Annotated in this window: 23 protein-coding genes; 13 read left to right on the top strand and 10 right to left on the bottom strand. The window is 64.6% G+C overall.

Features of this window, described 5'->3' with window-relative positions; genetic code table 11:
- Positions 1-2 precede the first annotated feature (2 nt).
- Complete coding sequence (locus MHX63_RS06325) at positions 3-1,346, top strand: DNA polymerase IV (protein WP_239387738.1); 1,344 nt, start codon at positions 3-5, stop codon at positions 1,344-1,346.
- Positions 1,347-1,360: 14 nt separating this feature from the next.
- Here the strand turns inward: MHX63_RS06325 and MHX63_RS06330 are convergent, their stop codons facing one another.
- Complete coding sequence (locus tag MHX63_RS06330) at positions 1,361-2,350, bottom strand: asparaginase (RefSeq protein ID WP_239387739.1); 990 nt, start codon at positions 2,348-2,350, stop codon at positions 1,361-1,363.
- A 238-nt stretch (positions 2,351-2,588) separates the two neighbouring features.
- Here MHX63_RS06330 and MHX63_RS06335 point away from each other — a divergent pair, with 238 nt between their 5' ends.
- Entirely contained in the window at positions 2,589-3,137 is a 549-nt protein-coding gene (locus MHX63_RS06335) for a hypothetical protein (protein ID WP_034986546.1), read from the top strand.
- Between the two features lie 32 nt (positions 3,138-3,169).
- On the opposite strand, the gene MHX63_RS06340 is transcribed toward MHX63_RS06335, so the two are convergent.
- Positions 3,170-4,159 (bottom strand): DUF6263 family protein, encoded by a 990-nt coding sequence (locus MHX63_RS06340; RefSeq protein WP_239387740.1) that lies wholly within the window; start codon positions 4,157-4,159, stop codon positions 3,170-3,172.
- A 40-nt stretch (positions 4,160-4,199) separates the two neighbouring features.
- On the opposite strand from MHX63_RS06340, the gene lspA reads away from it, so the two are divergent.
- Genes lspA through rarD form a run of 4 tightly spaced genes read left to right on the top strand, consistent with a single transcriptional unit; the run spans position 4,200 to position 7,233 of the window.
- A complete protein-coding gene (gene lspA, locus MHX63_RS06345) occupies positions 4,200-4,748 on the top strand; it encodes a signal peptidase II (RefSeq protein ID WP_239387741.1) in 549 nt (182 codons plus the stop codon).
- Positions 4,745-5,716 carry an RluA family pseudouridine synthase gene (locus MHX63_RS06350; protein ID WP_239387742.1) on the top strand — a complete coding sequence of 324 codons (972 nt, stop codon included), beginning with the start codon at positions 4,745-4,747 and terminating at the stop codon, positions 5,714-5,716. Before lspA ends, MHX63_RS06350 begins: the two co-directional genes overlap by 4 nt.
- Positions 5,713-6,357, top strand: coding sequence for a hypothetical protein (locus MHX63_RS06355; protein ID WP_239387743.1), 645 nt, complete (start codon positions 5,713-5,715; stop codon positions 6,355-6,357). Before MHX63_RS06350 ends, MHX63_RS06355 begins: the two co-directional genes overlap by 4 nt.
- Positions 6,358-7,233, top strand: a complete 876-nt coding sequence (gene rarD / locus MHX63_RS06360; protein ID WP_239387744.1) for an EamA family transporter RarD — start codon at positions 6,358-6,360, stop codon at positions 7,231-7,233.
- Here rarD and MHX63_RS06365 read toward each other — a convergent pair.
- A complete protein-coding gene (locus MHX63_RS06365; protein ID WP_239387745.1) occupies positions 7,230-8,582 on the bottom strand; it encodes a D-arabinono-1,4-lactone oxidase in 1,353 nt (450 codons plus the stop codon). The two genes, rarD and MHX63_RS06365, sit on opposite strands and share 4 nt — an antisense overlap.
- The gene (locus MHX63_RS06370; RefSeq protein WP_239387746.1) at positions 8,582-9,760 is read right to left on the bottom strand and encodes an amino acid deaminase/aldolase; all 1,179 of its coding nucleotides are present in this window, start codon (positions 9,758-9,760) and stop codon (positions 8,582-8,584) included. Before MHX63_RS06370 ends, MHX63_RS06365 begins: the two co-directional genes overlap by 1 nt.
- Positions 9,761-9,837: 77 nt before the next feature.
- Between MHX63_RS06370 and dnaE the strand changes: the two genes are divergently transcribed.
- Together dnaE and MHX63_RS06380 are read left to right on the top strand one after the other, a co-directional pair.
- Positions 9,838-13,407 (top strand): DNA polymerase III subunit alpha, encoded by a 3,570-nt coding sequence (gene dnaE / locus MHX63_RS06375; RefSeq protein ID WP_239387747.1) that lies wholly within the window; start codon positions 9,838-9,840, stop codon positions 13,405-13,407.
- Positions 13,408-13,534: 127 nt separating this feature from the next.
- Positions 13,535-15,394, top strand: a complete 1,860-nt coding sequence (locus MHX63_RS06380) for a pyruvate kinase (RefSeq protein WP_239387748.1) — start codon at positions 13,535-13,537, stop codon at positions 15,392-15,394.
- A gap of 31 nt (positions 15,395-15,425) precedes the next feature.
- On the opposite strand, the gene treZ is transcribed toward MHX63_RS06380, so the two are convergent.
- Positions 15,426-17,153, bottom strand: a complete 1,728-nt coding sequence (gene treZ, locus MHX63_RS06385; RefSeq protein ID WP_239387749.1) for a malto-oligosyltrehalose trehalohydrolase — start codon at positions 17,151-17,153, stop codon at positions 15,426-15,428.
- Between the two features lie 30 nt (positions 17,154-17,183).
- On the opposite strand from treZ, the gene MHX63_RS06390 reads away from it, so the two are divergent.
- Genes MHX63_RS06390 through MHX63_RS06400 form a run of 3 tightly spaced genes read left to right on the top strand, consistent with a single transcriptional unit; the run spans position 17,184 to position 18,580 of the window.
- Positions 17,184-17,867: a YigZ family protein gene (locus MHX63_RS06390; RefSeq protein WP_239387750.1), complete on the top strand. Its 684-nt coding sequence runs from the start codon at positions 17,184-17,186 to the stop codon at positions 17,865-17,867.
- Between the two features lie 38 nt (positions 17,868-17,905).
- The gene (locus MHX63_RS06395) at positions 17,906-18,157 is read left to right on the top strand and encodes a hypothetical protein (RefSeq protein WP_239387751.1); all 252 of its coding nucleotides are present in this window, start codon (positions 17,906-17,908) and stop codon (positions 18,155-18,157) included.
- Positions 18,158-18,181: 24 nt separating this feature from the next.
- Positions 18,182-18,580: an RNA-binding S4 domain-containing protein gene (locus MHX63_RS06400; protein WP_370644031.1), complete on the top strand. Its 399-nt coding sequence runs from the start codon at positions 18,182-18,184 to the stop codon at positions 18,578-18,580.
- Between the two features lie 16 nt (positions 18,581-18,596).
- Here MHX63_RS06400 and MHX63_RS06405 read toward each other — a convergent pair whose 3' ends face one another.
- From MHX63_RS06405 to MHX63_RS06425, 5 genes are read right to left on the bottom strand one after another with little or no spacing between them, the layout of a single operon-like run.
- The gene (locus tag MHX63_RS06405; RefSeq protein ID WP_239387752.1) at positions 18,597-19,580 is read right to left on the bottom strand and encodes a GTP pyrophosphokinase family protein; all 984 of its coding nucleotides are present in this window, start codon (positions 19,578-19,580) and stop codon (positions 18,597-18,599) included.
- Positions 19,581-19,583: 3 nt separating this feature from the next.
- Complete coding sequence (treY, locus tag MHX63_RS06410; RefSeq protein ID WP_239387753.1) at positions 19,584-21,932, bottom strand: malto-oligosyltrehalose synthase; 2,349 nt, start codon at positions 21,930-21,932, stop codon at positions 19,584-19,586.
- Between the two features lie 18 nt (positions 21,933-21,950).
- Positions 21,951-22,718: a BRCT domain-containing protein gene (locus MHX63_RS06415; RefSeq protein WP_239387754.1), complete on the bottom strand. Its 768-nt coding sequence runs from the start codon at positions 22,716-22,718 to the stop codon at positions 21,951-21,953.
- 2 nt (positions 22,719-22,720) lie between these two features.
- Complete coding sequence (glgX, locus tag MHX63_RS06420; RefSeq protein WP_239387755.1) at positions 22,721-24,925, bottom strand: glycogen debranching protein GlgX; 2,205 nt, start codon at positions 24,923-24,925, stop codon at positions 22,721-22,723.
- A 10-nt stretch (positions 24,926-24,935) separates the two neighbouring features.
- Positions 24,936-25,487: a TetR family transcriptional regulator gene (locus MHX63_RS06425; RefSeq protein ID WP_239387756.1), complete on the bottom strand. Its 552-nt coding sequence runs from the start codon at positions 25,485-25,487 to the stop codon at positions 24,936-24,938.
- Between the two features lie 67 nt (positions 25,488-25,554).
- Here MHX63_RS06425 and MHX63_RS06430 point away from each other — a divergent pair, with 67 nt between their 5' ends.
- The gene (locus MHX63_RS06430) at positions 25,555-26,112 is read left to right on the top strand and encodes a hypothetical protein (protein ID WP_239387757.1); all 558 of its coding nucleotides are present in this window, start codon (positions 25,555-25,557) and stop codon (positions 26,110-26,112) included.
- A gap of 10 nt (positions 26,113-26,122) precedes the next feature.
- The gene (locus tag MHX63_RS06435) at positions 26,123-26,632 is read left to right on the top strand and encodes a hypothetical protein (RefSeq protein ID WP_239387758.1); all 510 of its coding nucleotides are present in this window, start codon (positions 26,123-26,125) and stop codon (positions 26,630-26,632) included.
- Positions 26,633-26,663 lie beyond the last annotated feature (31 nt).

Genomic DNA, 26,663 nt, shown 5'->3' on the forward strand with positions numbered 1-26,663 from the left:
ACATGCGCTGGGTGGCTCACATCGACATGGATGCGTTCTTCGCCTCCGTCGAACAGCTCACCCGACCGACCCTACGCGATCGGCCGGTGCTGGTTGGCGGCCTGGGCGGCCGTGGGGTGGTCGCCGGCGCCTCCTACGAGGCTCGGGCCTTCGGCGCCCGTTCGGCGATGCCGATGGGGCAGGCCGTGCGCCTGTGCAACAACCGCGCCGTGGTGATCCGGCCGCGCAAGGAGGTTTACGCGGCCGCCTCCCGTCGCATCTTCCAGGTCATCCGTGCTCACGCTGGCGTGGTGGAGCAACTATCCGTGGACGAGGGCTTCGCCGAACCGCAGGGGTTGGACAGCGCCGAGGAAGCCCGCGACTGGGCAGAGAACCTGCAGGCCAGGGTAGAAGAGGAGACGGGGCTTCCCGCCTCCGTGGGGATGGCCGCCACGAAGCTGGACGCGAAGATGGCCAGCGACCTGGCAAAGCCCCACGGGGTGTTCGTCGTGCAGCCCGAGGTGCGCATGGAGGTCTTCGCCGACCGGCCCGTAGGCGACGTGTGGGGGATCGGCAAGGTCGCTCAGGGCAAGCTGCACACCATGGGGATCGATACGATCGGTCAGTTCGTCGCCGCCGACACCACGGATGTGCGCGGCGCGCTGGGCTCGGTTGGGGTGGAGGTGCAGCGCATGGCCGCCGGCGACGACCCGCGACCCGTCGCTCCTCGTGCGCCCGCCAAGCAGGTCAGCGCGGAAAGGACTTTGCAGGTGGATGTGCGCACCACCGTCGAGGCCATGCGCGTGCTGCACGAGACCGCGCTGGCCATGCACCGTCGCCTGCTGAAGGACGGCCGCGCCGCCCGCACTGTGACCGTCAAGACGCGCACCACCGACTTTCAGCTGCACACGAAGTCCGCCGGGCTGCCCGCGCCGACGGAGGACTTCGACAAGATCTTCGCCCTCGCCCAGCGACTGATGCCACGCCCCGAACAGGCCGGTGCCTTTCGCCTGGTCGGGGTGAGCGTCTCCGGCCTAGTGGCCGACCGCCAGGAGCTGCTGTTCCCCGAGCTCGACGGCCCGCCGGTGCCCATCGCCGCCCCCGAAACCGATGCGGGGTTTAGCTCTTTCGTTGATGACGCCACTAAGACCCGCCCCGCGTGGCATGCCACCCAGGATGTATCGCACGTGGAGTTCGGGCACGGGTGGGTGCAAGGGGCCGGCAACGGGGTGGTCAGCGTGCGCTTCGAGACCGCCGCGACCGGCCCGGGGAAGACCCGCACCTTCCGCATTGATGATGCGGATCTTAGCCCTGCTGACCCGCTGGACAGCTTGGGGTGGAATCTAGACGGGCTGGCGGAGGACTAGAAACTGAGAGGGGACTAGCGAGCGCGGGCGAGTTCGTAGAGCAACTCGATGCGCGCCTGGCTGGGGCGCAGTGCCCCGCCGCTACGGAAACCGGCGCGAGCCAGCTGGGCGCCGCCGCCCGTACCTCCGTAGACGAAGGAAACCCCGCCGGTTGGTACCCGGCTGCACACTACGACCGGCAGCTCGGCAGTACGCTCCGCGCGCCAGGCCTCCAGTTCCTCGGCGACAGCCGTGGGAATGTTGCCGGAGCCCATGGCAGCCAGCACCAGGCCGTCTACGGCGCCTACCTTGGCACCCACGTTTGTGTCCTGCCCCCGCTTGTCCTGCTCTCGCAGCGCCTGAATGAGCTGACCGTCATCCCCCGCAAAGGTGCTGACGATGGGCACGTACAGCCCCGCTACCTGTAGTGGAGGAAGGGCAGTGCCATCCGTTTTTGGGGATTCGTCATCGTGTTTCCCGGAGTCAATCAGTGCATTGCGGAAGGCCGTTTCGGCAGTGGTGTGGGCCTTGTAAGCCCCGCGGGCGGGCAGGATGGCATCGCCGAAGACTAGGTGAACTCCCGCAGAAAGCTCCCCCGATGCAAGCGCGGCGAACGCGCGGGAAAGGTTGGTCGGACCGTCCGGTGCGGCGTCATCACCCGGGCGCTGGGCGCCCGTAAACACAACAGGGCACGGCAGCTCCAGGGCGCACGCGGCGGCCAGGGCGGACTCTTCCATTGTGTCCGTTCCGTGCAGCACCACGACGCCGGCCGGGACAGGGGAGCAGAAGTTAGCGATGTGGGCGACCAGCTCGTCGATTTGGGGCAGGGTGATGGAGCTGGAATCGATGCTCATGATGTCGTGCGGAAGGGGCTCTAGCCCCTGGGGGAAACGAGCGTGATCGACGATGTCCGCGCAGTTCAGGGTTGGTACAAGGTCTCCTTCGGGGGAGTGGGTGCAACTGATGGTGCCGCCGGTGCCGAGCACGGGGATCTGCAGGTAGTTCTGCGAGGGGCTGGAAGTCATGTGACCAATGTACGTGACGGCCCGGACGGGACCATGTGCGCAAGGGCGCAAGTCTCACGAATAACATCTGCAACAGCATGGCTTGTATAGTCGGAAACTGGTTTCCCAAAAATTTTGGGATGTGTACTCCCTGCGCACAGCTGTCTACGGCAGTGTGCCACCGAGCACTGTTTTCTTACTCGGCTAATTGCACACGATCATTAGCATTACATTGTCCAACCATCGAAGGAGCATTCTCGTGCGTTCTACCCAGCGCCACTCTCGCAGCACCAAGATCTTTACTCGCGCAACGGCTGTCTCCGCCGTCCTGGCTGCCGGGCTGACCCTTTCCGCCTGCGGCAACGACGACGATTCTTCCGACAATTCCTCCTCTTCCTCTGCTACCACCGCCGCTGAATCTTCCGAGGCAGCCGAAGACCAGACTCCGACGGCGGAGGAGCTTTCGGGTGTGCTGAACCGCGCCGTAGACCCGGAAGTTCCGACCGAAGAAAAGGTGGACACGGTCGTGAACGGCGACCAGGCCCCGGAGCTTTTTGACGCGCTGACGAAGTCCCGCACCGAGTCCGGAGCAACCCTCGAAGTTGTCGACCCCGTACTGCCCAGCCTGACCCCCGGCAACGTCAACGCAACCGTGAACCTGGCCGTGCCCGACCAGGAGCCGCACGTGGTCAGCGACGTGGAGTTCGTCAGCGAGGACGGCAAGTGGAAGCTGGATCAGGGCTGGGCCTGCACCCTGGTGGAAAACGTCCTGCCGGATCAGGTACCGCCGATGTGCAAGGACCTCTAGGTCGCTTAGGTCACTGTTCTTTGGGGGGGGAATTACTTTTCAGGGATCCACTTCGACTTCGAGGTGGAGGTTTGCACCACGCGGACTGGGGAATCATCCTGCCCGTAGGTAACCTTCGTCTCCACGTTAATATGCCCCCGGGTGGGTAGCACCTTGTTTAGATCCAGCGCGATCTGTCCGCTGGATTCGGTTTTGACGTCCATCACTTTCAGATCAGTTTGCGCCAACGTAGCCACTGCAGGACTACGGGAAACCTCCACCTTGAGCGAGACCGTCTGCCCCTCGCGTTCCAGAAGCGAATAGGTGATCTTCTGGGTCATCGAAATGTCGCCATCCACACGGTTGGAAACGGTCCACTTCGCGCCCACTCCCACGGGCTCGGTGGGGAAGATCAGGGGGAAGTCGTTCATCTGGTTCAGCGCGGATTCCACGCTGGCGCGGGCGGTGGCGCTGGCTTCGTCGGGGGCTGTGTAGCTGCGGGAGGTCGCGCGCCCGTCCACCTCCTGCTCGGTGGACATTTTGAAGCCCTTGGCCGTGGCGATATCCTCGTTCCGCTCGTCGTTGGTGCCGGTTGGCTCGCCCACGGTCACATTGGTCTGGCGCCCCTTACCGTCGGTAGTGACCTCGGCGGACAAGGGCAGGTTCATGGTGACCTCGTCATAGTCCAGCTCGTCAACATCCGGCTGCTCATCTTCCTTCGCCGTCTCTGAGGCGTCGGTGGCCGACGTGGTGGCGTCATCCTTAGTCTTTGAGTCAGCCTTTGAATCACCAGCAGCGCCAACAGTGTGCTGCGCGAACCCTTGGGTGGCGTGGTAGGTGACCTCCTGGCTACCCTCCTGCGAGAACCAAGCGATCGGCTCCTGGGGAGAAGCTCCGCGGCTTAGAAGCTCCACCTTGACGCCCGGCACGGCAACGTCTGCCGGCTTGGCTTGTGGCTGCTCGGAATCAGAGCATGCGACGGCCGTGAAGGCCAGGCCTATGGCGCTGCAAACAGCCAGCGCGGACTTGCTAGAAATACCCACAAGTTCACAGCGTAACAGGCGGACATTAGACTGAATAAGCGTGACTTCAAAACGTGCATCTTTCGCCGCCTTGACCCTGATGTTCGGGATCATCGCCGTCGACCAGATCACTAAATGGGCGGTCGTCGAAAAACTAGAGGAGCAACGGGCCTACCCCGTCATCGGTGAGTTCTTCCGGCTCTATCTGGTGCGCAACCCCGGCGCGGCTTTTTCCATGGGGACGAACGCCACCATCATCTTCTCCATATTCCAGCTAGTCGCCTTCCTGGCCTGCATTGTGCTGGCCCTGCGCACGCGCTACATGGCCGGGGCGCTACCGATCGGCCTGATCGGCGGCGGTGCGGCAGGCAACCTGGTGGATCGTATCTTTCGCGAGCCGGGGGGTATGCACGGGCATGTTGTGGACTTTCTTTCTTTCGGTAGCTTCGCGATCTTTAATGTTGCGGACGCCGCCATCACCGTCGGTGTTGTCTGCTACCTGATCTATGCGTTCTTCATTGAGCCGGCGAATCACGTGCGGGAAGAGCGGAAGGAGCAGGAGGAAGCCGGTGAGGAACAGGAGGACACCAGCGAGGAGGTGAGCCGATGACCCGCGAGAACCGAGTGATGCCCGTGCCGGACGGTCTGGCCGGCATGCGGGTGGATTCGGGCTTATCCAAGCTGCTGGGGCTCAGCCGCACCGCCGTGGCAGAGCTGGCGGCCGACGGTGACATTCTGCAGGACCAGGCGCCGGTGGGGAAGTCCGACCGGCTGGTCGCGGGCGCATGGCTGGACGTGACCCTGCCCGCTCCACCGCGGGACCTGGCCGCCGAGCCGGCCCGCCACGTGGAAGGCATGGACATCCTTTACTCCGACGAGGATGTGATTGTGGTGGACAAGCCCGTCGGCGTGGCCGCACACCCCACCGTCGGCTGGGAGGGGCCCACCGTAACTTCCGGCCTGGCCGCCGCAGGCTTCCGCATCTCCACCTCCGGCCCACCGGAGCGCAAGGGGATCGTGCAGCGCCTGGACGTCGGCACCTCCGGGGTGATGATCGTCGCCGCCAGCGAGCGCGCCTACACCGTGCTGAAGAATGCCTTCCGCGACCGGGAGGTTTCCAAGACCTATCACGCACTGGTTCAGGGCCACCCGGATCCGACTTCCGGCACGATCGACGCGCCGATCGGCCGCCACCCGTCCGCAGGCTGGCGCTTCAGCGTGCGCGAAGACGGCAAGCACGCCATCACCCACTACGACACTCTGGAGGCGCACCGCCAGGCCAGCCTGCTAGAGGTGAAGTTGGAGACGGGACGCACCCACCAGATCCGTGTGCACTTCTCTGCACTGCACCACCCGCTGTGCGGCGACCCGATGTACGGCAGCGATCCGAAGCTGGCGGAGAAGCTGGAACTGACCCGCCAGTGGCTGCACGCCGTGGAATTGGGCTTTCCGCACCCGGATGGCTCCTGGAAGACCGTCCGCTCGCCGTACCCGGAGGATCTGCAGTTGGCCCTCGACAGGCTGCGGGATGCCAACGGCATTGCCGCGCCGGGTTCCGGTGAAAGGCCACGCCCGTGAGCCATGAGCAGCACTATCGGGGGCGTAATCCCCAGCAGTTGAAGGCGAACAAGAAGCGGCAGCGCCAACTGGACTGGGAGGATACGCGCCGTCCCGCCTGGGTGGCCTGGCTTTCCGGACTATGCCTCATTGCGATGGGACTGGGCGTCATCGCCATGAGCACCTCGGACCTCACATCGAAGCCGCCGAACATCAACGGCGACCAGCTCGGCCCCTTCGACGGCACCCCGGCGCAGTACCGGGAACACGCACGCGAGCAGCTAGACCAGATGACCGGAGACGAACCCCGCTGGGCACTAGTTTCCCCCGCCCCGGAACACCCGTGGGACTCTAAGGCGGTGATCGAGCTGGTGCAGGGCTTGGATGCGCGCGTGAGTACCCTTTACTTCGGAGCGACCGCGCAGGCTGTACTGCCCGAGCCGGCGGTGGGCCGCACCCGTGCCGATGTGATCAATCAGGTAATAGACCGGATGGCTCGCAGCGCACAAACCGAACCGGACAAACTGCGTATCGACGGTGTGCTGGTCCATGCCACGCCCGAGCAACTCCGCGAGCTCGCGCAGCGCGCATACGCCGTGGAGCCCGCGGATCCCGAAGCGGTCTACGGGCGTATTGGAATTCGACCGATGGGAGCTAGATAAGTGATCTGGGGCCTGCTGTCCTACCTGATGTGGGGGCTTTTCCCCGCCTTCTTTCCCCTCCTGCAGCCGGCAACGCCGATGGAGATCCTGGCGCACCGCTTCGTGTGGACGCTGGTGTTTATGCTGTTGCTGCTTGCGGCGCTGCGCGGTTACAAGCAGCTGCGGGCGATCACGGCGCGTCAATGGTGGATCGTCTCGGCAGCCGCGCTTCTGATCAGCGTGAACTGGGGGCTGTACATTTACGCGGTGAACAACAACCACGTCGCGGACGCCGCCCTCGGTTACTTTGTAAACCCGCTGGTCAGCGTTTTATTGGGTGTGATCGTGCTGGGGGAGAAGCTGCGTCGCCTACAGCTGGTCTCCGTTGGCATCGCCACCATCGCCGTCGTGGTTCTGACTGTCGCACTCGGTTCGCCGCCGATCATCTCTTTGGGGCTGGCCTTTAGCTTCGGGTTCTACGGCCTGGTGAAAAAGCAGGTTCGTTTGACGCCCATTCAGTCCCTCACCGCCGAGACTCTTGTACTGGCGCCGGTAGGGCTGATCTACCTGGGATTCCTGCAAGCCCAGGGCACCAACACTTTTGTGCAGCTGGGCGCGGGCCACGCAGCACTGTTGATGCTGGCCGGTGTGGTGACCGCGCTGCCGTTGCTGTGCTTCGCCCGCGCCGCGCAGGAAATGTCGCTGACCAGTCTGGGCATGGTGCAGTACATCACGCCCGTGATCCAGATGCTGTGGGCGGTGTTCGTGAACAACGAGCACATCGAGCCCGCCCGCTGGGTCGGGTTCGTGCTGATCTGGATCGCGGTGATCGTCTTCATCGTCGACCTGGTACGCAACCGCCCGCCGCGCGTGCGGCGGGTGAAGAAGCTGAGTTAGGCCAGCCCGAAAACGCGATCGATCATCGCATTGCGCATCATGCCCTGCGGATCCACCTTCGCGCGGATCTCGCAGGCCCGTGCCAGATCCTCGTGCCGCTCCAGCAGATCCTCGTGGGTGAGGGTGTGCAGCTTGCCCCAGTGCGGGCGGCCACCGGAGGCGGCCTTAAAGATCGGCTCGATGTGACGGAATAGCGCCTGGTGGCTGTCCTTGTTGTAGCGGTGGATGGCGATGTAGCAAGACTCGCGACCTTTAGCCGTGGATAGCGGCACTTCGTCCGCCGCGGTGGCGCGGACCTCGATGGGGAAAAGCACCTGCTCGCCACAGGTGTTCATGGTGTGCTGGACGTCTCGCAGGATCTCGCGGGCATCGGACAAAGGCACCGAATACTCCATCTCGTTGAAACGCACCCGGCGGGCGCTGACGAACACGTCGTGGGCGACGTTGGAGTACTCCCGCTGCGCCAGCGTCTTCGCGCTCAACTTAGCGAAAGGCCGGCTTAAGGAGGGGAAGTGGTGCGCCAGGTCGTTCATCACCCGGTAGGCGCCGTTGTTCAGCAGCTCGTCGTCCAGCACCTCCTTCCACCGCGGGATGGGCTTGGTGGGAGTGGTGCCCGGCAGGCGGGTGTTCGTCTTCACGTGGGCCACGTCGGTGCCCGGGAACCAGTAGAATTCCAGGTGATCCTTGCCGCGCACCCGCTCGGCGAAGTTCTCCACCACTTCGTCGTTCGGTTCTGCGCGCTCGACCGCGTGGAGGACGAAGGTATCCACCACGTCCAACTCCACCTCGGTGATGATGCCGTAGGCACCCAGGGAAACGCGCGCGATGTCGTACAGCTCGCCGGCGATGCCGTCTGCGTCCGGGTAGCACTCGTGCGCCTGGCCGTCCGGCGTGATGATGCGGAAGGCGCGCAGCATGCCGGCGAAGCCGGTAAAGCCCAGCCCCGTGCCGTGGGTGCTGGTGCCGATCGCGCCTGCTAGCGACTGCGGGTCTACGTCGCCCTGGTTGGCCAGCGCTACGCCCAGGGGAGCCAGGATGCCCGGCACATCCCGCAGTCGAGTGCCGGCGCGCAGGCGGGCGGTCATCTTCTCCGGGTCGAAGCGGATCAACCCGGCGAGATTGTCCAGACTCACCTGGATGCCCTCCGTGGCGGCCACGGAGGTGAACGAGTGGCCAGCGCCGATGGGCTTGACCTTCTCGCCGGAGGCAGCTGCCCGCTGAATGATCTGGATCAGCTCGGCCTCGTCGCGCGGGGCGACCTGCTTGCGCGGCTGAGCGGCGGAAACTCCGGACCAGTTGACCCAACGAGAGTTATAAGCGGGCTTGCGGGTTGTAGTGGGGGTGCTCATCAGACAAAACTCTTTCCTTCGCCGCGGTAGGTGGGCCACTCCGCGATGATTTCGCCGGCCGAGACGACCAGCACGGTATCGATGTATTCAGTTGCTTCGCCGGCCTTCGCGTGGCGCATCCAGACGTGGTCGCCGAGCCGGAGGTTGCGGGCGGCGGGGCCAGTCAGGGGAGTCTGCACCTCGCCGGGGCCTTCCAAGGGCGCCATCTTCAGGTCGCGTGGCCAGTCGACGACGGGCAGTCGGTCCTTGCCGGCCGGACCGGAGGCGATACGGCCGCCACCGGCCACGGTCACCGTGTCCTCCGCAGGACGGCGCACGACTGGCACCACAAACCACTCCGCTGGGGTGGGCTGGAACTGCCGATAGTGATCGAATAGGGCTGGGCCGATGATGCCGGAGCCCGCGCCGATCTCGGTGATCGCAGCCTCCGCACTGGTGGTTTCGATGGACCCGGTGCCGCCGCCGTTGACGAACTCCAGCGGAGGCAGGCCCGCCACCCGCAGTTCTTCGGCGACAGCGGCGACGATCTTCGCGCGGCGGCCGGCCAACTCACGGACGGACAACGCCTTCATCGCCGCGATCGCCGGGGAGGTATCGGTAGTGCCCGCCACCTGGCCCTCATATGCCATCAGGCCGACTAGGCGGAAGCCCTCGCGCTGACGGACCTGCCGGGCGATATCGCGCACCTCGTCAGCCGTGTGCAAAGGGGAGCGCAAAGCGCCGATGTGAATGGGGCCGGCGCGCAGTGCGGCGTCAATATCAATACAAACCCGAATCTCTCCACGCTCATGGGGCGGCACCACGGCGTCAATAAAATCCAGGTGAGCGACCGAATCCACCATGAGGGTCACACACTCCATCGCGCGCGCGTCGTGGATCAGGCGGTGTAGGCCCTCGCGGTGAGCGGAAGGGTAGGCGACGAGGATGTCATCGCTGACCTGCTCTTCACACAGCCACAGGGCTTCGTTGAGGTTATAGGCCAAGATTCCGCGATAGCCGGGGAGGGTGAGGACCTCCGAGATCAGCGAACGGATGCGGAGCGACTTGCTGGCCACCCGGATCGGGGTACCGCGTGAACGGTGAGCCATGTCCTGAGCGTTGGCTCTGGCGGCATCCAGATCCAACACCGCGAAGGGTGCGTCCAGGTGCGCCACTGCGAGGCGAGTATCTTTCTTCATGAAAAATAACTGTATAGCGATAAGGAACCGCATGTGCCGGAAAATGCGATTTTTACGACGCGCTAAGATGGCCAACCATGAGCGGTTCCTCCTTTGTCCACCTGCATAACCACACCGAGTACTCCATGCTCGACGGCATGGCCAAGGTCGACCTCTTGGCTAAGGAGGTGGTGCGGCAGGGGATGCCCGCCGTCGGAATGACCGACCACGGAAACATGTACGGTGCGGACGCCTTCTACCGGGCGATGACAGCCGCCGGCGTGAAGCCCATCATCGGCATCGAGGCCTACATCGCCCCGGAATCCCGCTTTAACCAGCAGCGCGTGCGCTGGGGCAAGCCGGAGCAGAAGTCCGACGACGTGTCGGCCTCCGGTGCCTACCTGCACCAGACGATGATCGCGGAGAACGCGACGGGCCTGCGCAACCTGTTTTATCTGTCCTCTATGGCCAGCTACGAAGGCCAGTTGGGAAAGTGGCCCCGCATGGATGCCGAACTGATCGCCCAGCACTCCGAGGGCATCATCGCCACCACCGGCTGCCCCTCCGGCGACGTGCAGACCCGCCTGCGCCTGGGGCAGTTCGACAAGGCCCTGGAGGCCGCTGGAATGTGGCAGGACATCTACGGCAAGGACAATTTCTTCCTGGAGCTGATGGACCACGGCCTGGAGATCGAAAAGCGGGTCCGCGACGACCTGCTGGAGATCGGCCGCCGGCTGGAGCTGCCGCCGCTGGTGACCAATGACTGCCACTACGTGCTGGAGCAGCAGGCTCCGGCGCACGAGGTGATGCTGTGCGTGCAGACCGGTTCCACGCTGGACGAGCCGACCCTGGACCAGGGCGGTAAGCGCTTTGCGTTCTCCGGCTCCGGTTACTACGTGCGCAGCGCAGAGGACATCCGTGCGCAGTGGGATAAGGAAGTGCCGAAGGGCTGCGACAACACCCTGTGGGTGGCCGAGCGTGTGCAGGACTACTCTGAGGTCTGGGAGGAGCACCCGCACGACCGCATGCCCATTGCCGACGTGCCGGAAGGCCACACGCCGACGACCTGGCTGACCCATGAGGTGATGAAGGGTCTGGAGGAGCGCTTCCCGGGCAAGGAGGTGCCCGCCGAGTACATCGACCGCGCGAAATACGAGATCAGCGTGATCGACATGAAGGGCTACCCGTCCTACTTCCTTATCGTCGCCGAGCTAATTAAGTACGCCCGTTCCGTGGGCATCCGTGTCGGCCCCGGCCGTGGTTCGGCTGCCGGTGCGCTGGTCGCCTACGCCCTGACGATCACGAACATCGACCCGATGGAACACGGCCTGCTGTTTGAGCGCTTCCTGAACCCCGAGCGCCCATCCGCACCCGATATCGATATCGACTTCGACGATCGCCGCCGCGGCGAGATGATCCGCTACGCCGCCGACCGCTGGGGCGAGGATAAGATTGCCCAGGTGATCACCTTCGGCACGGTGAAAACGAAGCAGGCCATTAAGGACTCCGCGCGCGCCCACTACGGCCAGGCGGGCTTCCAGATGGCCGACCGCATCACCAAGGCCCTGCCGCCGGCGATTATGGCCAAGGACATTCCGCTGCACGGCATCACCGACCCGGAGCACGAGCGCTACCCCGAAGCCGCCGAGGTTCGCCAGCTGATCGAAACCGATCCGGACGTGGCGAAGATCTACAAGGACGCGCTCGGCCTGGAGGGCGTGATCCGTCAGGCCGGTGTGCACGCCTGTGCCGTGATTATGTCCAGCGTGCCGCTGCTGGACTGCATTCCCATGTGGAAGCGCAAGCAGGACGGTGCGCTGATCACCGGCTGGCCGTACCCCGCCTGCGAGGCTATCGGGTTGCTGAAGATGGACTTCCTGGGGCTGCGAAATCTTACGGTTATTGGTGACGCCCTAGAAAACATCAAGACCAACCGCGACTTCGAACTGGACCTGGAAAACCTCGACACGGTGGATGACCCCACCTACGAGCTACTGGCGCGCGGCGAGACGCTGGGCGTGTTCCAGCTGGACTCCGCGGGAATGCAGAAGCTGCTAAAGCGCATGAAGCCCACGGGCTTCAATGACATCGTGGCCGCGCTGGCGCTGTACCGTCCGGGCCCGATGGGTGTGGACGCGCACTGGGAGTACGCCGACCGCAAGAACGGCCGCAAGCCGATCGTACCGATCCACCCGGAGTTGGAAGAGGCGCTGCACGAGATTCTCGAGGAGACCTACGGCCTGATCGTGTACCAGGAGCAGATCATGAAGATCTCCCAGAAGGTCGCGAACTACACCGCCGGCCAAGCTGATGGCTTCCGCAAGGCGATGGGTAAGAAGAAGCCGGAGGTGCTGGAAAAGGAGTTCGTCACCTTCGAATCCGGCATGAAGGCCAATGGCTACTCCGCCGATGCCATTAAGACGCTGTGGGATACGATCCTGCCGTTCGCCGGCTACGCCTTTAACAAGTCCCATGCTGCAGGCTACGGCCTGGTTTCCTTCTGGACCGCGTACCTGAAGGCCAACTACGCGCCGGAATACATGGCCGCATTGCTGACCTCCGTGGCGGATAAGAAGGATAAGTCCGCGATCTACCTGGCCGACTGCCGCCACCTGGGCATTCGCGTGCTGTCGCCGGACGTGAACGACTCACGTTACACCTTCCAATCCGTCGGCAAGGACATTCGCTTCGGCCTGGGCGCAGTGCGCAACGTGGGCGAGGACGTGGTGAACTCCATCATCGCCTCCCGCGAGGAAAAGGGTGCGTTCACCGACTTCTCCGACTACCTGGACAAGATCGACCTGGTAGCGGCGAATAAGCGCGTCACCGAGTCCCTTATTAAGGCCGGCGCCTTCGACTCGCTGGGCCACCCGCGCAAGGGCATGGTGCTGGTTCACGAGGACGCGGTGGATGCCGTCACCGCCACCAAGAAGGCCGCCGCGAAGGGCCAGTTCGACCTGTTTGCCGGCCTGGGCGGCGACGATGACGCGGGTGACGTCTTCCGCGTGGAGGTGCCCGACCAGGAGTGGGAGCGCAAGCACCAGCTGGCACTCGAGCGCGACATGCTGGGCTTGTACGTTTCCGGTCACCCGTTGGACGGCTTCGAGGACGCGTTGGATGCACAGGTCGACACGCCACTGACTACCGTGCTATCCGGCGAATTGCCGAACAACAAGGATCTGAAGATCGGCGGCATTATCTCGGCCGTCGAGCGCCGCATCGACCGCAACGGTAACCCCTGGGCGATCGCCACGCTGGAGGACCAACACGGCGCGCAGGTGGAGCTTCTGGTGTTCCCGAAGACCTACCAAATGGTGGCACCGCAGATCGTCGAGGACAACATCGTGCTGGCCAAGGCGAAGATCAACTACCGCGAAGACGATATGCGCCTGTTCTGCCAGGACATCAAGTCCGCAGAGCTTACCGTCGGCGCGGGCTCCGGCGTGCCGCTGCGCCTGAACATCCGCGTGGACCAGGCAACTCCCGGCAATATGGCCAACCTGCGCCGCGTGCTCAGCCAGAACAAGGGCGATTCGGACGTGTACCTCACCCTCATCGACGGCGAGGAGCAAGTCCAGTTCCTGCTGGGCCCAGAGATGCGCGTGAACAAATCTCCGTCCCTGATGGGGGCGCTGAAGGCTTCCACGTGGGAGGGCATCTTCTCCTAGAGGTTCCCCTAGAGTTGCTGCGCCTCTCAGCTTGCCGAGCGCAACCCCCGCCGACCTGACACGATAGAAGGGACACAACGCTTGCGCAGCAGCAGCCGCGCACTTCCCAAGGAGACGTCCCTTCACCATGCAGGTCAACAAGCAAGCCGTCCTAGAAGCGATCGAGGAACTCCTCGACGAACTCGATAGCCAAACCCTGCACTGGTATCCGGCGATCCGCGCTACGGCGCCGACCCACTTCGTCGGCGCGCGAAACCTGGTGCACTACACCACGCTGCGCACCAGCGACCGCCGCGGCTTGCAGGGGAATCTGGAGAGCCTGGGAGCCACGCGCCTGTCCACTGCGGAGCCGGCGGTCAAGGCGCGCCTGCAAGCCGCGCACAACGTGGTCTCTGCTCTGGATGGTCGCTCGCCGCAGTTCGCTGAGGAAGACGTTGCGGACGCCATCGTGGGGGCCGATGAGCTGCTTGAACAGCACACGGAGGCTCTCTTCGGGACGGAGGCTCTGCCAGGGGACCCCTCGTACATCATGGTCACTCTGCCGATCGAGGCCGCCTATGACCAGGAGCTGGTTGCCCAGCTGGTGGATTCCGGCATGGAGCTGGCACGCATCAACTGCGCCCACGACGGCCCGGAGGTGTGGAAGCGGATGATCGACAACGTCCGCGCGGCGGGGAAGGCCGCGGGGCGTTACATCCCCATCAGCATGGATCTGGCCGGGCCGAAGATCCGCACCGGCCGCATCGCACCGGGCCCGGCGGTGGTGCGCGTGCGCGTGCAGCGGGACGACGCGGGCACGGTGATCCAGCCCTGCCGCCTGTGGATGGTCCCGGAGGATCGCGAGCTGTCGGAAGCCCCCATGGCGGAGAACACGCTGGGTCGCCCAATCGTGAGCGTGCACGTATCCCGGGAGTTCTTCGATGCCCTGGAGGTTGGAGAGACGATCCGTGTGGAGGACGCACGCGGCAAGAAGCGGAAGCTGGGCGTCATAAAGAAAGACAGCGAGGGAGCCCTGGCGGAAGGGCAGCAGAACATCTACCTGCAGCTCGGCGCGGAGCTACGGACGGATAAGACAAAGACGGCGGTGGGTGCGGTGCCGCAGGTGCTGCAGAAGCTGCGGCCGCAGACCGGGGACAGGATTGTGCTGACCAGCGCTGATGTGGTGTGCGACCCGCAGGCCGGCGGCATCCCGAAGATCAGCTGTACCTTGCCGGAGGCGGTGCGAGCGCTCGAGGTGGGCCAGCAGGTGCTGTTCGACGACGGCGCAATCGCGGCGAAGGTCGTAGGGAAACGGGAAACCTTGGACACAGAAAGCATAGGGGGCACAGCAGGCACAGAAGATACGGTCGAGGCAGAACTGCTGGTTACCCGCGGCGGGGCGAAGCTGACGGAATACAAGGGCATCAACCTGCCCGACACGGAGCTGCCTCTGCCGAGCCTGACCGAGGAGGACGAGGCCGCGCTGGCGTTCGTAGCCGAGCACGCGGATATGGCCGCGGTCAGCTTCATCCGCTCCCGTGAGGATGTGGCCTATGTGCTGGAGAAGTTCCACGAGCTGGGCGCCGACGATCTGGGTCTGGTGTTGAAGATCGAGACGATTCCGGCGTTCGAGAACCTGACCACCATCCTGCTGGAGGGCATGCGGCACGCGAAGTTCGGCGTGATGCTGGCGCGCGGTGACCTGGCTGTGGAGATGGGCTTTGCCCGCATGGCGGAGGTCCCCGGCCAGGTGATGGCGATGGTGGAGGCCGCGCACGTGCCGCTGATCATCGCCACCCAGGTGTTGGAATCGATGGCGAAGTCCGGGCTGCCGACCCGCGCGGAGATCACCGACGTGGCCTGGGCGCTGCGCGCCGAATGCATCATGCTGAACAAGGGGCCGCACATTCCGGAGGCTATCGCAATCCTGCGGGAGATCGGCGTGAAGATGGACCGCTCGCAGCGCAAGAACCGCATGCTGCTGCACCACGTGCGCAGCTGGCAGTAACCACGCGGCCTGCGTGGCCAGCTATGGCCGGCTACTCGGCGCTGTAGCGCGCCTCCCACGGGCCGAGCCCCAGGCGGTCGTGGGGCGCGTCGGCCAGGTTCACAGTGACCTTCACCAGCGATTCCGGGGCCTGGTAGGTCAGCTCGATCCAGCGGCCGTGCGCCAGCTCGTCGTCCGCGTCGACCGGCGGCACCGTCGGGTTCACTCCCGCCAGGGCCTCGCTGACCGGCTCCTCGCCGTCGGCCCACCAGCGGACGTCCAGCAGCTCCGCCTCGGCCAGGCGGTGGGTGCGGCGGAAGTCCAGCAGATCCGTGTACCCGCGCAGCACCTCTGCATGCGGGGTTTCCGTGCGTTCCGCCCACTGCAGCACGCTGTTCCGGAAGGTTTCCTCCGCCGCCGGGTTCGGCACTTCCTTCGGGTCCCACCCGGCGCGCGCGAACTCGCGCATGCGGCCCTCGCGGGTGGCCTGGTTGAGCTCCTCGTTCTCGTGGTCGACGAAGAAGGCAAACGGGGTGGATGCACCCCACTCCTCGCCCATGAACAGCATCGGGGTAAAAGGGCTGGTCAGCACCAGCGTGGCCTTCGCCAGCTGCTGGTCCACTGACAGGTTCATGCTCGGCCGATCGCCCGCCGCGCGGTTGCCGGTCTGGTCGTGGGTGGTCGTGTACGCCACGAAGCGCCACAGCTCCGGATCCGTCACCGGCCTGCCGTGTGTGCGCCCGCGAAAGGAGCTATAGCGCCCGTCGTGCCAGAACACCCGCTGGAACGCGGTGGCCAGCACCTCCACCGTGCCGAAGTCGGAGTAGTAGGCGTGATCCTCGCCGGAGACCACAGTGTGGATCGCGTGGTGGATGTCGTCGTTCCACTGCGCGACCTTGTACCCCTCGGTGTACACAGGATCGTTCTGGTCCGATTCGGCCATGATCCAGGCGGGCTCGGCCGCGTCGCGGATCTGCTCGATCAGGCTCACCGCGCCCGTGTCGTCCAGCGCGTGCACCGCGTCCAGGCGTAGGCCGTCCACCCCGAACTCCTGGGTCCACTGGCGCACTGCCTCCAAGATGTAGGTGCGCACCTCGTCGGAATCCCGGCCCTGGAGGTTCACCACGTCACCCCAGCCGGTGGAGCCGCCGGCGGTGTAGGGGCCAAACACCCCGGTGTAATTACCGTCGGGGCCGAAGTGGTTGTACACCACGTCCAACACCACGGCCAGGTCGCGGTCGTGGGCGGCGTCAATAAGCCTCAACAGCCCGTCCGGGCCACCGTAAACGTCCGTGACCGCGTGCCACATCACGCCGTCGTAACCCCAGTTACGCTCGCCGCCGAAGGGTTGCACGGGCATGAGCTCGATGGCGGTGACGCCCACAGCTTTGAGCTCGTCGAGCTTCTCAATCGCTGCGTCGAAGGTACCTTCCGGGGTGAATGTGCCGATGTGCAGCTCGTAGAGAACCTCGCCACGTAGCGGGCGGCCCAGCTGCTTGCGGGGCTTGTCGATTTGCCACACCTCGGACAGACCGTGGATGCCGTCGGGCTGGCGCTTGGAGCGTGGATCGGGGAAGACGGGGGAGCCGTCGACGGAGAAGCCATAGCGGTCGCCGGGGTTGGCGGGCATGTCGGCGAGGAACCAGTTATCCGCCTCGCGGGTCATGGGGATGCGTTGTTCGGCGCCTGTGGTGGCGCCGGAGTCGGTACCGGTGCTTGTTTGCGCAGGTTGCAGGACTAGTTCTACGTTTTCGGCCAGTGGAGCCCACACGGAATACATGTGTCCAACCCTAACTGCGATAATGGGAGAATGCCTGACGATGCAGTGCCGCAGACCGCCTCCCACCCAGAGCCTTCCTACGTCCGCCCGCAACCGGGTAGGTATACCGCGGAGGTGGAGATCAAACGCTCCCGCTTTATCGCCCTGGCCACACGCTGCGCCACCGAGGACGAGGCGCGCGACTTCATAGGCGCTATCCGCCGCGAATACCCGGATGCGCGCCACCACTGCAGCGCGTTCGTGGTGCAGGTGGATGCCGCACAACCGATCGAACGCTCCAGCGACGACGGAGAACCCGCCGGCACCGCGGGCCAACCCATGCTGGAGGTGCTGAAGGGCTGGAACGACCCGGAGCCGCTGCAGGACGTGGCGGTCGTGGTCGTGCGCTACTTCGGTGGGGTGAAGCTGGGCACCGGCGGGCTGGTGCGCGCCTACCAGGAGGCCACCCGCGAGGCACTGCAGCAGGTGCCGCTGGCGCTACGCCGTCAGCTGGACCTGTATACCTGCGAGGTGCCCCACGCAGACGCCGGGCGCGTGGAAGCTGAAGTCCGCGCCGCCGGATACACCGTGGTGGGAGTGGAATACAAGGCCGCGGCGGAGCTGGCGATCGCCTGCGAACCCGGCGCGCCGCTGCCGGATTTCCTGGCCAGCATCACCAGCGGGGCAGTGGAGGCTCACCTGAAGGGGCAGCGCTGGATCGAGGACGCGCTGTAGCTGATTAAATACACGCTGATTAACTACACTGGCTAAGCATGAGCAACTATGGCAACCTGCCCGCCAACCGCCCGGGCAACGATCCCATCGCCCAGCGCAAGGCGGAGGTCCGCAAGCACACCCGGAACATCCAGATCGCCGGTGGCATCGGCGTGGTCAGCCTGATCGGTGGCGTGACGATCCTGCCCACCACCTTCTTCGCCATCATCGTGCCGATCCTGGCGGTGGCGTTCATCGCCTACAGCGGTTTTCAGATCAAGGGCATCGTCGAGCACAAAGATCAGTGGTGACGCACCCCGTTGGCCAAGCCTGCAATTTCTAGCGTTTCCAGCGCTTCCAACACCCCCAGCGCTCCCAGCAAGGTTCGCATCGATGCCTGGGTGTGGGCCGTTCGCCTGTGCAAGACTCGTGCCCAGGCCGCCGCGGCCTGCCGCGCCGGGCACGTGAAGATCAACGACGTCTCGGTCAAGCCCGCCCAGCCGGTCGTGGTGGGCGATACGGTGCGCGTGTGGATCCACCACCGCGAACACATCGTGGAGGTCACGCAACTGCTCTCCAAGCGTGTGGGAGCGGAGTTGGCCCGCAAGGCCTATATTGACCATTCGCCACCCCCGCCGGTGATCCCCGCCATGCCACGCCGGGATCGGGGAGCGGGCCGCCCAACGAAGCGGGAGCGCCGCCAGCTGGAGCGCTTCAAGCGCGGTGAACTCTAGCCGGTTTTAGCCAGCTCTAGCCAGTTTTCTGCCCCAGCTGCTGCCATCTGTTGCCCAGCCTGCCGGGGCGCGACTGCGCGTTGTCGCCGATGTGCACCGTCTTGCGTATGTGCTCGCGCCCGTAGGCGAACAGCAGCATGTCGTCCACCAGGCGAACCTGGCCGGGGCAGTAGGGGTAGTTCATGGCCTTGCGCAGCGCCTTCAGCCGCTTCGGCGCCAGCAGCTCGCGGAGTTGCGCGACCGTCGTGATGTCGTGGGCGGCCAGCATCTCGATGGCGTAATGGTAGTAGTCCACGCGCGAGGTCGGGTACTTCGAACCCACGATGCGGCTCAGCACGAGCGGCAGCGACTCCTCGTCGAGCGCCCCCTCGACCTCCTCGCCGGAGGTGCCGATGATGCCCGCGATCTTGTCGAATTGCTCATCCGCCAGCTCGATCAGCCCCGCGGCCAGGGTGAATGCGCGCTGCACTTCGGGGGAGCTGGTCTCTGGATGCTGTTGGTTTTTGTAGCGCACGTCGTGTTCGAACTCGGCCCATGCGTGCTGCAGCACCGTGCGCAGTTGTATCTCTATGTACTTTGGTGACGCCCCGTCTTCGGCCGCCCACGGCTCGTCCTTAGCGGAGACGATCAGGTGTTGGCTGGCGTACCCGAAGCGCCCCTCGCGGGCGGTTTCGGCGGCCTTGTCGACCACGCGCACCACTGTGAACAGGCCGGATAGCGCGTCCTTGAGCTGCGGGATCTCCGAGGAGTGGAAGGTGATCACGCGCACGCCGATCACATCGTGGGCGTCCGTAAACGAGTCGTAGTCCGGGTATGCCTCGTTGGCGAGTTTGCGGGCGAAACTCGTCCGGTCCTTGATGCGGACGCTCACGCGGTCAAACGTGAGGCCGGCGTCATCAAGAACATCAATAATGTGCGCCTCCAGATCGGCAGCGACGGTGGGGTGCGCCTGGATCCAGGTGTCGTAGTCCTGCAGCGCCCGGCGGGCTTTCTTGACCAAGGTTTAAGCCCCCATGCGCGTGAGGATCGCCTGCCCGCGCTCGCTAAACAAGCTGTCCAACGGGACCTCGCCCTCCCACATGCTGCCGGAGAGGCGATCCTCCCACACGCCCTCGGGCAGGGCGACCGTCGTGTCGGCCCAGCCATCGCGCAGGATGTCCAGCGGGCGGCGGGTGACGAGTGTGATGACGTCCTCGCCGCGCAGCGTGCCCAGCACGTGGCGTTCCATGGTGCCGGTGGCCATGACGGGCAGGTAGCTGGCCTCGTCCAGCTCGAACTGGTTGCGGATCTGCAGAGCGGTGGCGATGACGTACAGGCGCTCGTCGTCGGTGCTGCGCACGTCGCCGCGGGAAACGCGATCTAGGGCTTCCATGCGCTCGGCGAAATCCACCTTCCGGCGGTTATCCGGATCCACCAGGGAGTCGGTGAAGAACTCCGTGCCCTGGTAGATGTCGGGAATGCCCGGCCCCATGATCTGCAGCAGTTTCTTGGAGATGGAGACTACCTCCGCCGCCGGGGCGATCTCCGCGACGAACGCGGTGATCTCTTCGCCCTGAGCCTCAATGGTGGAATCGATCCACTGGTGGATGGAGGCTTCGAATTCCTCGTTCACGTCGAACCAGGTGGTGTGCACACCCGCCTCGCGCATGGCCTTTTCCGCGTAGGCGTGCAGGCGCTCCCGCAGTTCGTCGGTGACGTTGCCGTCCACCGGCCACACGCCGATCATGTTCTGCAGAAGGAAGTGGCAGGTGCCGCCGTCGACGTATTCGATGCTGTCACAGAGCTCGGCGAAACGCTCGGCGGATTCGGTGATGCAGCTGATGCGGCTGCGCACGTCCTCGCCGCGCTTCGTGTCGTGGGTCGTGAGCGTGGTCATCGCCTTTGGCCACAGGCGGGCGCGCTCGGCCTGCAGCAGGTGGAATTCGGCGGGGGAAACGCCGAAGCGGCCGGGTGCGCCGCCGACCTCCTGCAGGCTTACCAGGCGGGAACCGCGGTAGAAGGCGGTATCTTCCACGCCCTTGGCCATCACCGCGCCGCAGACCTGGGCGAATCGCACGTTTGCCTCGCCGCGGGAGATCAAGGCGGTGGCGATCAGGTCCAGCGCGTCGGCGCGTTCCGGGTAGCGGATGATCATCTGGGCGATTGCGGTGCTGGTCACGCGTGACAGGGACTCGTAGTCCGCGCGGTAGACCGGCATGGAGGCGATCAGCTCGATCAGAGTCTCGCGCAGCTCCTCGTCGGACACGGCCTCGCCGGAGGTGGACCAGTTATCGCTGCGCACGGCGCGGGCTAGGCGGCGGACCTCAGCGGCGAGCTCCTGCCCGGCGACCTCGGATTTCAGCTCGTATTCGGCCTTTTCGAAGGCCTCTGCGTCCCACTCGGAGCCGGTCATGTCCAGCGCCAAGTTGGCCATGGTTCCCACCGCCGGACGGTGGACGAACACACCGTCCAGTTCGCGCAGCGCGTCGTAGCCGGTGGTGCCGTCGACCGTCAGGCGGGGATCCAGCGGTTCGGTGACCCCCAGGATCTTCTCCACCAGCAGCCAGCGCTCGTCGCCAATCAGCTTGCGCAGCTGCTTTAAGTAGTTGAAGGGATCCGCCAGGCCATCCGGGTGGTCCACGCGCACGCCGTCGATGATGTTCGCCGCGATCAGCTGGTTCAGGATGCGGTGGGAGTGCTCGAATACCACTGGGTCTTCCTGCCGGAGACCCGCCAGGCCGTTGATGCTGAAGAAACGGCGGTAGTTAATCACTCCGTCGCGCCAGAACATCAGGCGGTAGTGCTGACGGTCGTGCACCTCCTGGGGCGTACCACCGAGCGTGCCCTCGGCGATGGGGAAGCGGTTGTCGTAGTAGCACAGCATCGGCTCTGTGTCCTCTGCACCCTCTTCGATCCGCAGCTCAGCGACGTCGTCTTCGCTGCCCAGCACCGGCAGGCCCAGTCGCCCGCCCGCGCCGTTGTCCTCGGACCAGTCCACGTCGAAGTACTCCGCGTACTCGGACTCCTTGCCGTTCTTCAGCAGGTCCCACCACCAGGGGTTCAGCTGTGGATTGTCCACGCCAACGTGGTTCGGCACGATGTCCAGCAGCAACTTGATGCCTGCCGCGTGGGCCTTCTCGGCCAGCGATCGCAGACCGTCGATGCCCCCGAGCTCGGGGTTAATGACAGACGGGTCGGTGACGTCGTAGCCGTGGGTGGATTCCTTCGGCGCTTGCATTACCGGGGAGAGGTAGAGGTGCGAAACCCCGAGGCGGGAGAAGTAGGGCAAGTGCTCTTCGGCATCTGCGAAGGTGAAGGCTTGGGTGGGGTCGGATCCAGGTCCGCGGAGCTGAAGGCGATAGGTCGCTGACATGCCCTCTAGGCTACTTGCCTACTTGATTAGCTGCAGGAACTCCTGGAACCCAATGATCTGCAGCTCCTGACCCTTATCTTGCAGCTCGCGGGCGCGCTTTTCCTTCGAGGTCATGGAGTGCCATTCGCCGACGATCAGCATCGTCGTCTTCTTCGTCACGTTCTTGGCCACCACTCCGCCACGGGAAGCGATCATGTCCCACACCTCGCCCTTGTCGTAGGGCTCCACATCGCCGGTCACGCACACCGTGTGCCCGTAAATGGGCCCGTCGATGTCCGCCTCCTCGTTCGTCTCGGGGACTTCGTCCGGGGTGGCTACCTTCGCCCACGGCGCCGGCGAGCGCTTCTGTGTCTTTTTTGGTGACGCCCCCTCGTCCCCACCGCCGGCGGATTCAGCGGAGCTGATCCATTCCGCGGCAGAGATCTCCGTGTTCTCAGTGCCCCCAGAGCCTGCAGTTTCTCCAGTGCCAGCAGCACCGGCCTCCAGGGGGTAGCCCGCCTGCAGGTTGGTGAGCTGAAGATCCAGCACGGCGAACTCCTCGGTCTGTGAGGGAGAGAAGTTCACGCGGGGGCGTTCGGCGTCAAAAAGCAATTGGATGTACCCCGGCGAACAGCCTTCGGGCGCCTGCTTGTACCAGCCGATGAGCTCGTCGGCGGGTCGAGCGACATCCGGGTGCAGTGAGGAAGCCAGCGGCGAGCGAGTCACCCGGATCTCTTCGGTAGAGAGGGTGACTTCCGCGCCACGGGCGGGAAAGGTTGCGGGGGAGGGGGACGCAGTGGCAGCCATGCCTAGAGCTTGACCTCCGTGGTGATCGGGCGCTGCAGAACCACGGTGCTGCGCGCGTCGATTTCCAGGGTGTCGCCACCGGCGAAGCGGCGGGTTTCTTCCGGTACGCCCGTCGGCTCTGCGGTATCCACGACGACGGTCCAGCTTTCCTCTTCGCTCGGCTCTACGTGCATCACCTTGTGGCGGCGCGGCAGCGTGAACGTGATTGGCTCGTGGTGGGCGTTGAAGCAGAAGATGAAGGAATCGTCCTCCACCGAGCGGCCTTGTGGATCCGGCTCCTCGATGGCCATGCCGTTGAGGTGGATCATCAGGGACTTACCGAAGTCCGCGTTCCAATCGGAATCGGACATCAAGTCGCCGTCCGGGGTGAGCCACGCGATGTCGCGCTTGGCCACGTCTTGACCCAGCGGGCCTCCCGCTAGGAAACGACGGCGGCGGAACACCGGGTGCGCCTGGCGCAGGTGGATGAGGTAGCGCGTGAAGGCGTGCAGATCCTTATCCATGTTTTCCCAGTCCATCCAGGCGATTTCGTTGTCCTGGCAGTAGACGTTGTTGTTTCCGCCCTGGGTACGGCCGATCTCGTCGCCGTGGGAGAGCATCGGCGTGCCCTGGGAGAGCATGAGGGTGGTCAGGAAGTTGCGGCGCTGCTTGTCGCGCAGCTGCAAGACCTCTTCGTCATCCGTCGGACCTTCCACGCCACAGTTCCAGGAGCGGTTGTGGCTCTCGCCATCGCGGTTGTCCTCGCCGTTGGCCTCGTTCTGCTTCTCGTTGTAGCTGACCAGGTCGTTGAGGGTGAAGCCGTCGTGGGCGGTAATGAAGTTGATGGAGGCCGTGGGCCGCCGGCCGGTGTACAGGTCGGAGGAGCCGGTGAGGCGGGAGGCGAACTCGCCCAGAGTCGAGGGCTCGCCACGCCAGAAGTCGCGCACAGTGTCGCGGTACTTACCGTTCCACTCGTTCCACAGGGCCGGGAAGTTACCCACCTGGTAGCCGCCCTCGCCGACATCCCACGGCTCGGCGATGAGCTTGACCTGGCTGACCACCGGATCCTGCTGCACCAGGTCGAAGAATGCGGAGAGGCGATCCACGTCGTGAAACTCGCGGGCCAGGGTGGAGGCCAGGTCGAAGCGGAAGCCGTCGATGTGCATCTCCGTCACCCAGTAGCGCAGAGAATCCATGATCAGCTGCAGGGTGTGCGGGTGGCGAACATTCAGGGAGTTACCCGTGCCCGTGTAGTCCATGTAGTGCGCCTCGTCGCCGTCGACCAGGCGGTAGTAGGCGGCATTGTCGATGCCGCGGAAGTTCTGGGTGGGGCCCATGTGGTTGCCCTCGCTGGTGTGGTTGTAGACCACGTCCAAGATCACCTCGATGCCCGCTTCGTGGTAGCTGCGGACCATCTGCTTGAACTCCGCAATTGCGCCCTCGGCGCTGGGGGATGCGGCGTAGTCCCGGTGCGGGGCGAAGAAGCCCAGGGTGTTGTAACCCCAGTAGTTGCGCAGGCCCAGCTCACGCAGGCGGTCGTCGTGGACGAACTGGTGCACCGGCATCAGCTCCACGGCGGTGACACCCAGATCCTTGAAGTACTCCACGATCGAGTGGTGACCCAAACCGGCGTAGGTGCCGCGCAGGTGCTCCGGAACATCCGGGTGGGTCATCGTCAGACCCTTGACGTGGGTCTCGTAGATGACGGTCTTGTGCATCTCAATGTTCGGACGGCGGTCGTGGTGCCAGTCGAAATATGGGTTGATCACGACCGAACGCATCGCGTGCGGGGCGGAATCCTCCTGGTTGCGCCCCTCCGGGTTATCCGGGTCGTTGATGTCGTAGCTAAACAGGGAGGCATCGCCGTCATAGGCGCCGTCGAAGGACTTGCCGTAGGGATCCATCAGCAGCTTCGAGGGATCGCAGCGCAGGCCACGCGCGGGGTCCCACGGGCCGTCGACTCGGTAGCCATAGCGCTGGCCGGGAACGATGCCGGGGAGGTAGCAGTGCCAGATGTCAGCGTCGACCTCCTCCATCTTCACCCGGGTCTCCGCACCCTGGCTGTCGAAAAGGCAGAGTTCGACAGACTCCGCGACCTCTGTGAATAGGGCAAAGTTGGTGCCGTTGCCATCGAAAGTGGCGCCGAGGGGGTAGGGCTTTCCGGGCCACCCGATCAAAGGTTCGCCGGGCGCACGCAATCCACTTTTATCTGACAGTCCGAAAGTCATGGGCACCATTCTAACGGCTAAAACCGCTCAGTATTGTTTCTACTCCCAGCACTACTTCCTGGCGTGCGCGAGCTTCGGAAGGCGCGCCTTGTGCCTGTTCTTGTTCCTGCTCTTGTTTGCCCGCTGGTGCCCCCAAACTCATGGCGACGCTTTGGCGTGCCTGGAGTTCCAGCACAGAACCGAAAACAAAGCGCAGGAGGAGCTTCGCGCCGTCCAACCCGCTGCAGGCACCCTCGTGGCTAAGCTCTGCATCCAGCTCTGCACTGAGCTCTTCGGCTAAGTCCCGGTCAAGCGTTCCACTGGCCACCGCTGCCAGCGTGATGTCGGCACCATCGCGCAGGGAGGTGAGGGCGTCAAAAAGAAAAGAACAATAATCCGTCGCACTTCCGGGGCGGGCAGGTACCGCAGTGAGGATTGACTCGGCAATACCTCCCAAAAGCGCCTGCTTGTTGGGGAAATGCCAGTACAGGGCGCCAGGAGCGACGTCGAGGGCGCGGGCGAGCCGCCGCATCGTGAGGTCGGCAAGGCCGTACTGCTGCAGGATGTCGACTGCGGTGCTCACGATTTTCTTGCGGTTTAACTGCACGGTGTCCAAGGGTAGTGGACTACATTGCCGTAGGGTGAGCGACATGAAGATTCGGAAGACATGCCTAGCCGTCCTGTGCGCCCTGCCCCTCGCATTGACGGCGTGCGGATCCGACGACGGAGATAACAGCGGCGAGTCAAGTCAAGCGAACGAAGCACATCAAGCTGACCAGCCTGAAGGAGCGATGCCTGAGGGGCCGGTCTACTCAACCCCGGCCAGCGACGGAGACAAGCAGCAGATTATCGACCTGCTGCACGGGCTGAGCAACGGTGCCCGCCCCATGGACGAGTACCTGCACTGGACCATTGACAACACCTGCCAAGCTGACATCGAACAGCAAGGCGGCGAGGAAGCCGCGCGCGAACAGGCCGACGCTTCCGCGGGGCAGGGCAACTTTGACGAGCAGCCAGGCCGCACCCCGAACATCACCGACATTCAGGAAGTGATGGCCGAGGACGACAACGCACACGCCACGGTCACCATTTCCGAGGCCGAGCGCGAGGACTCCAACCGCATGTACTTCAAGCGCGAGGATGAGAAGTGGAAGTTCTGCCACGCCGTAGGTGCACCGGACACCGCGGAAACCCAGGACGGCGAGTAGGTCCGGCGCGGTGAACAGAACTTTTAAGATCCCCCGCCCGATCGGGGAGGCAGCGCAGGTCCTCTTCATTACTTTGGTGAGCTTCCTGCTGCTGGGAGTGTTGTGGGGCGTGATCCACCCGACCTCCGAGCTAGTGGTTGCCGCCGACGGCGGGGCAGACATCGCGCCGGGAACCGAGGATGCCTCGTTCCGTGGATTTGCCTACTACCTGGGGCTGACGGCGGTGGCAGGCATCGCGGTGGCGCTGTGGGCGTTTCGCACGCGCATGCGGGGGCTGCTGATGATGCTGTGGACAGCCCTAGCTGTACTGTGGGGCGCCGTGGCGGCCTGGACGGTGGGCGTGAGTGTGGCCGATAAACTGCACACTGACCCAATCCCGGAGGATCCTCAAGCGGGCGATGTCTTCCACATCTTGGAGGTCGTGAACCCTTCGGTGGGGCTGGTCGTGGCTCCGGCGCTGGCGCTGATTGCCTACTGGATGGCGGCGACCTTCGCAGATCCGGAGGATTTTAAGGATTAGGTAGAAACGTGCTGTGAGGGACTAAAGTGGG

Origin of the sequence: Corynebacterium sp. ACRQK (genome assembly GCF_022345965.1) — a bacterium.
Classification (GTDB): domain Bacteria; phylum Actinomycetota; class Actinomycetes; order Mycobacteriales; family Mycobacteriaceae; genus Corynebacterium.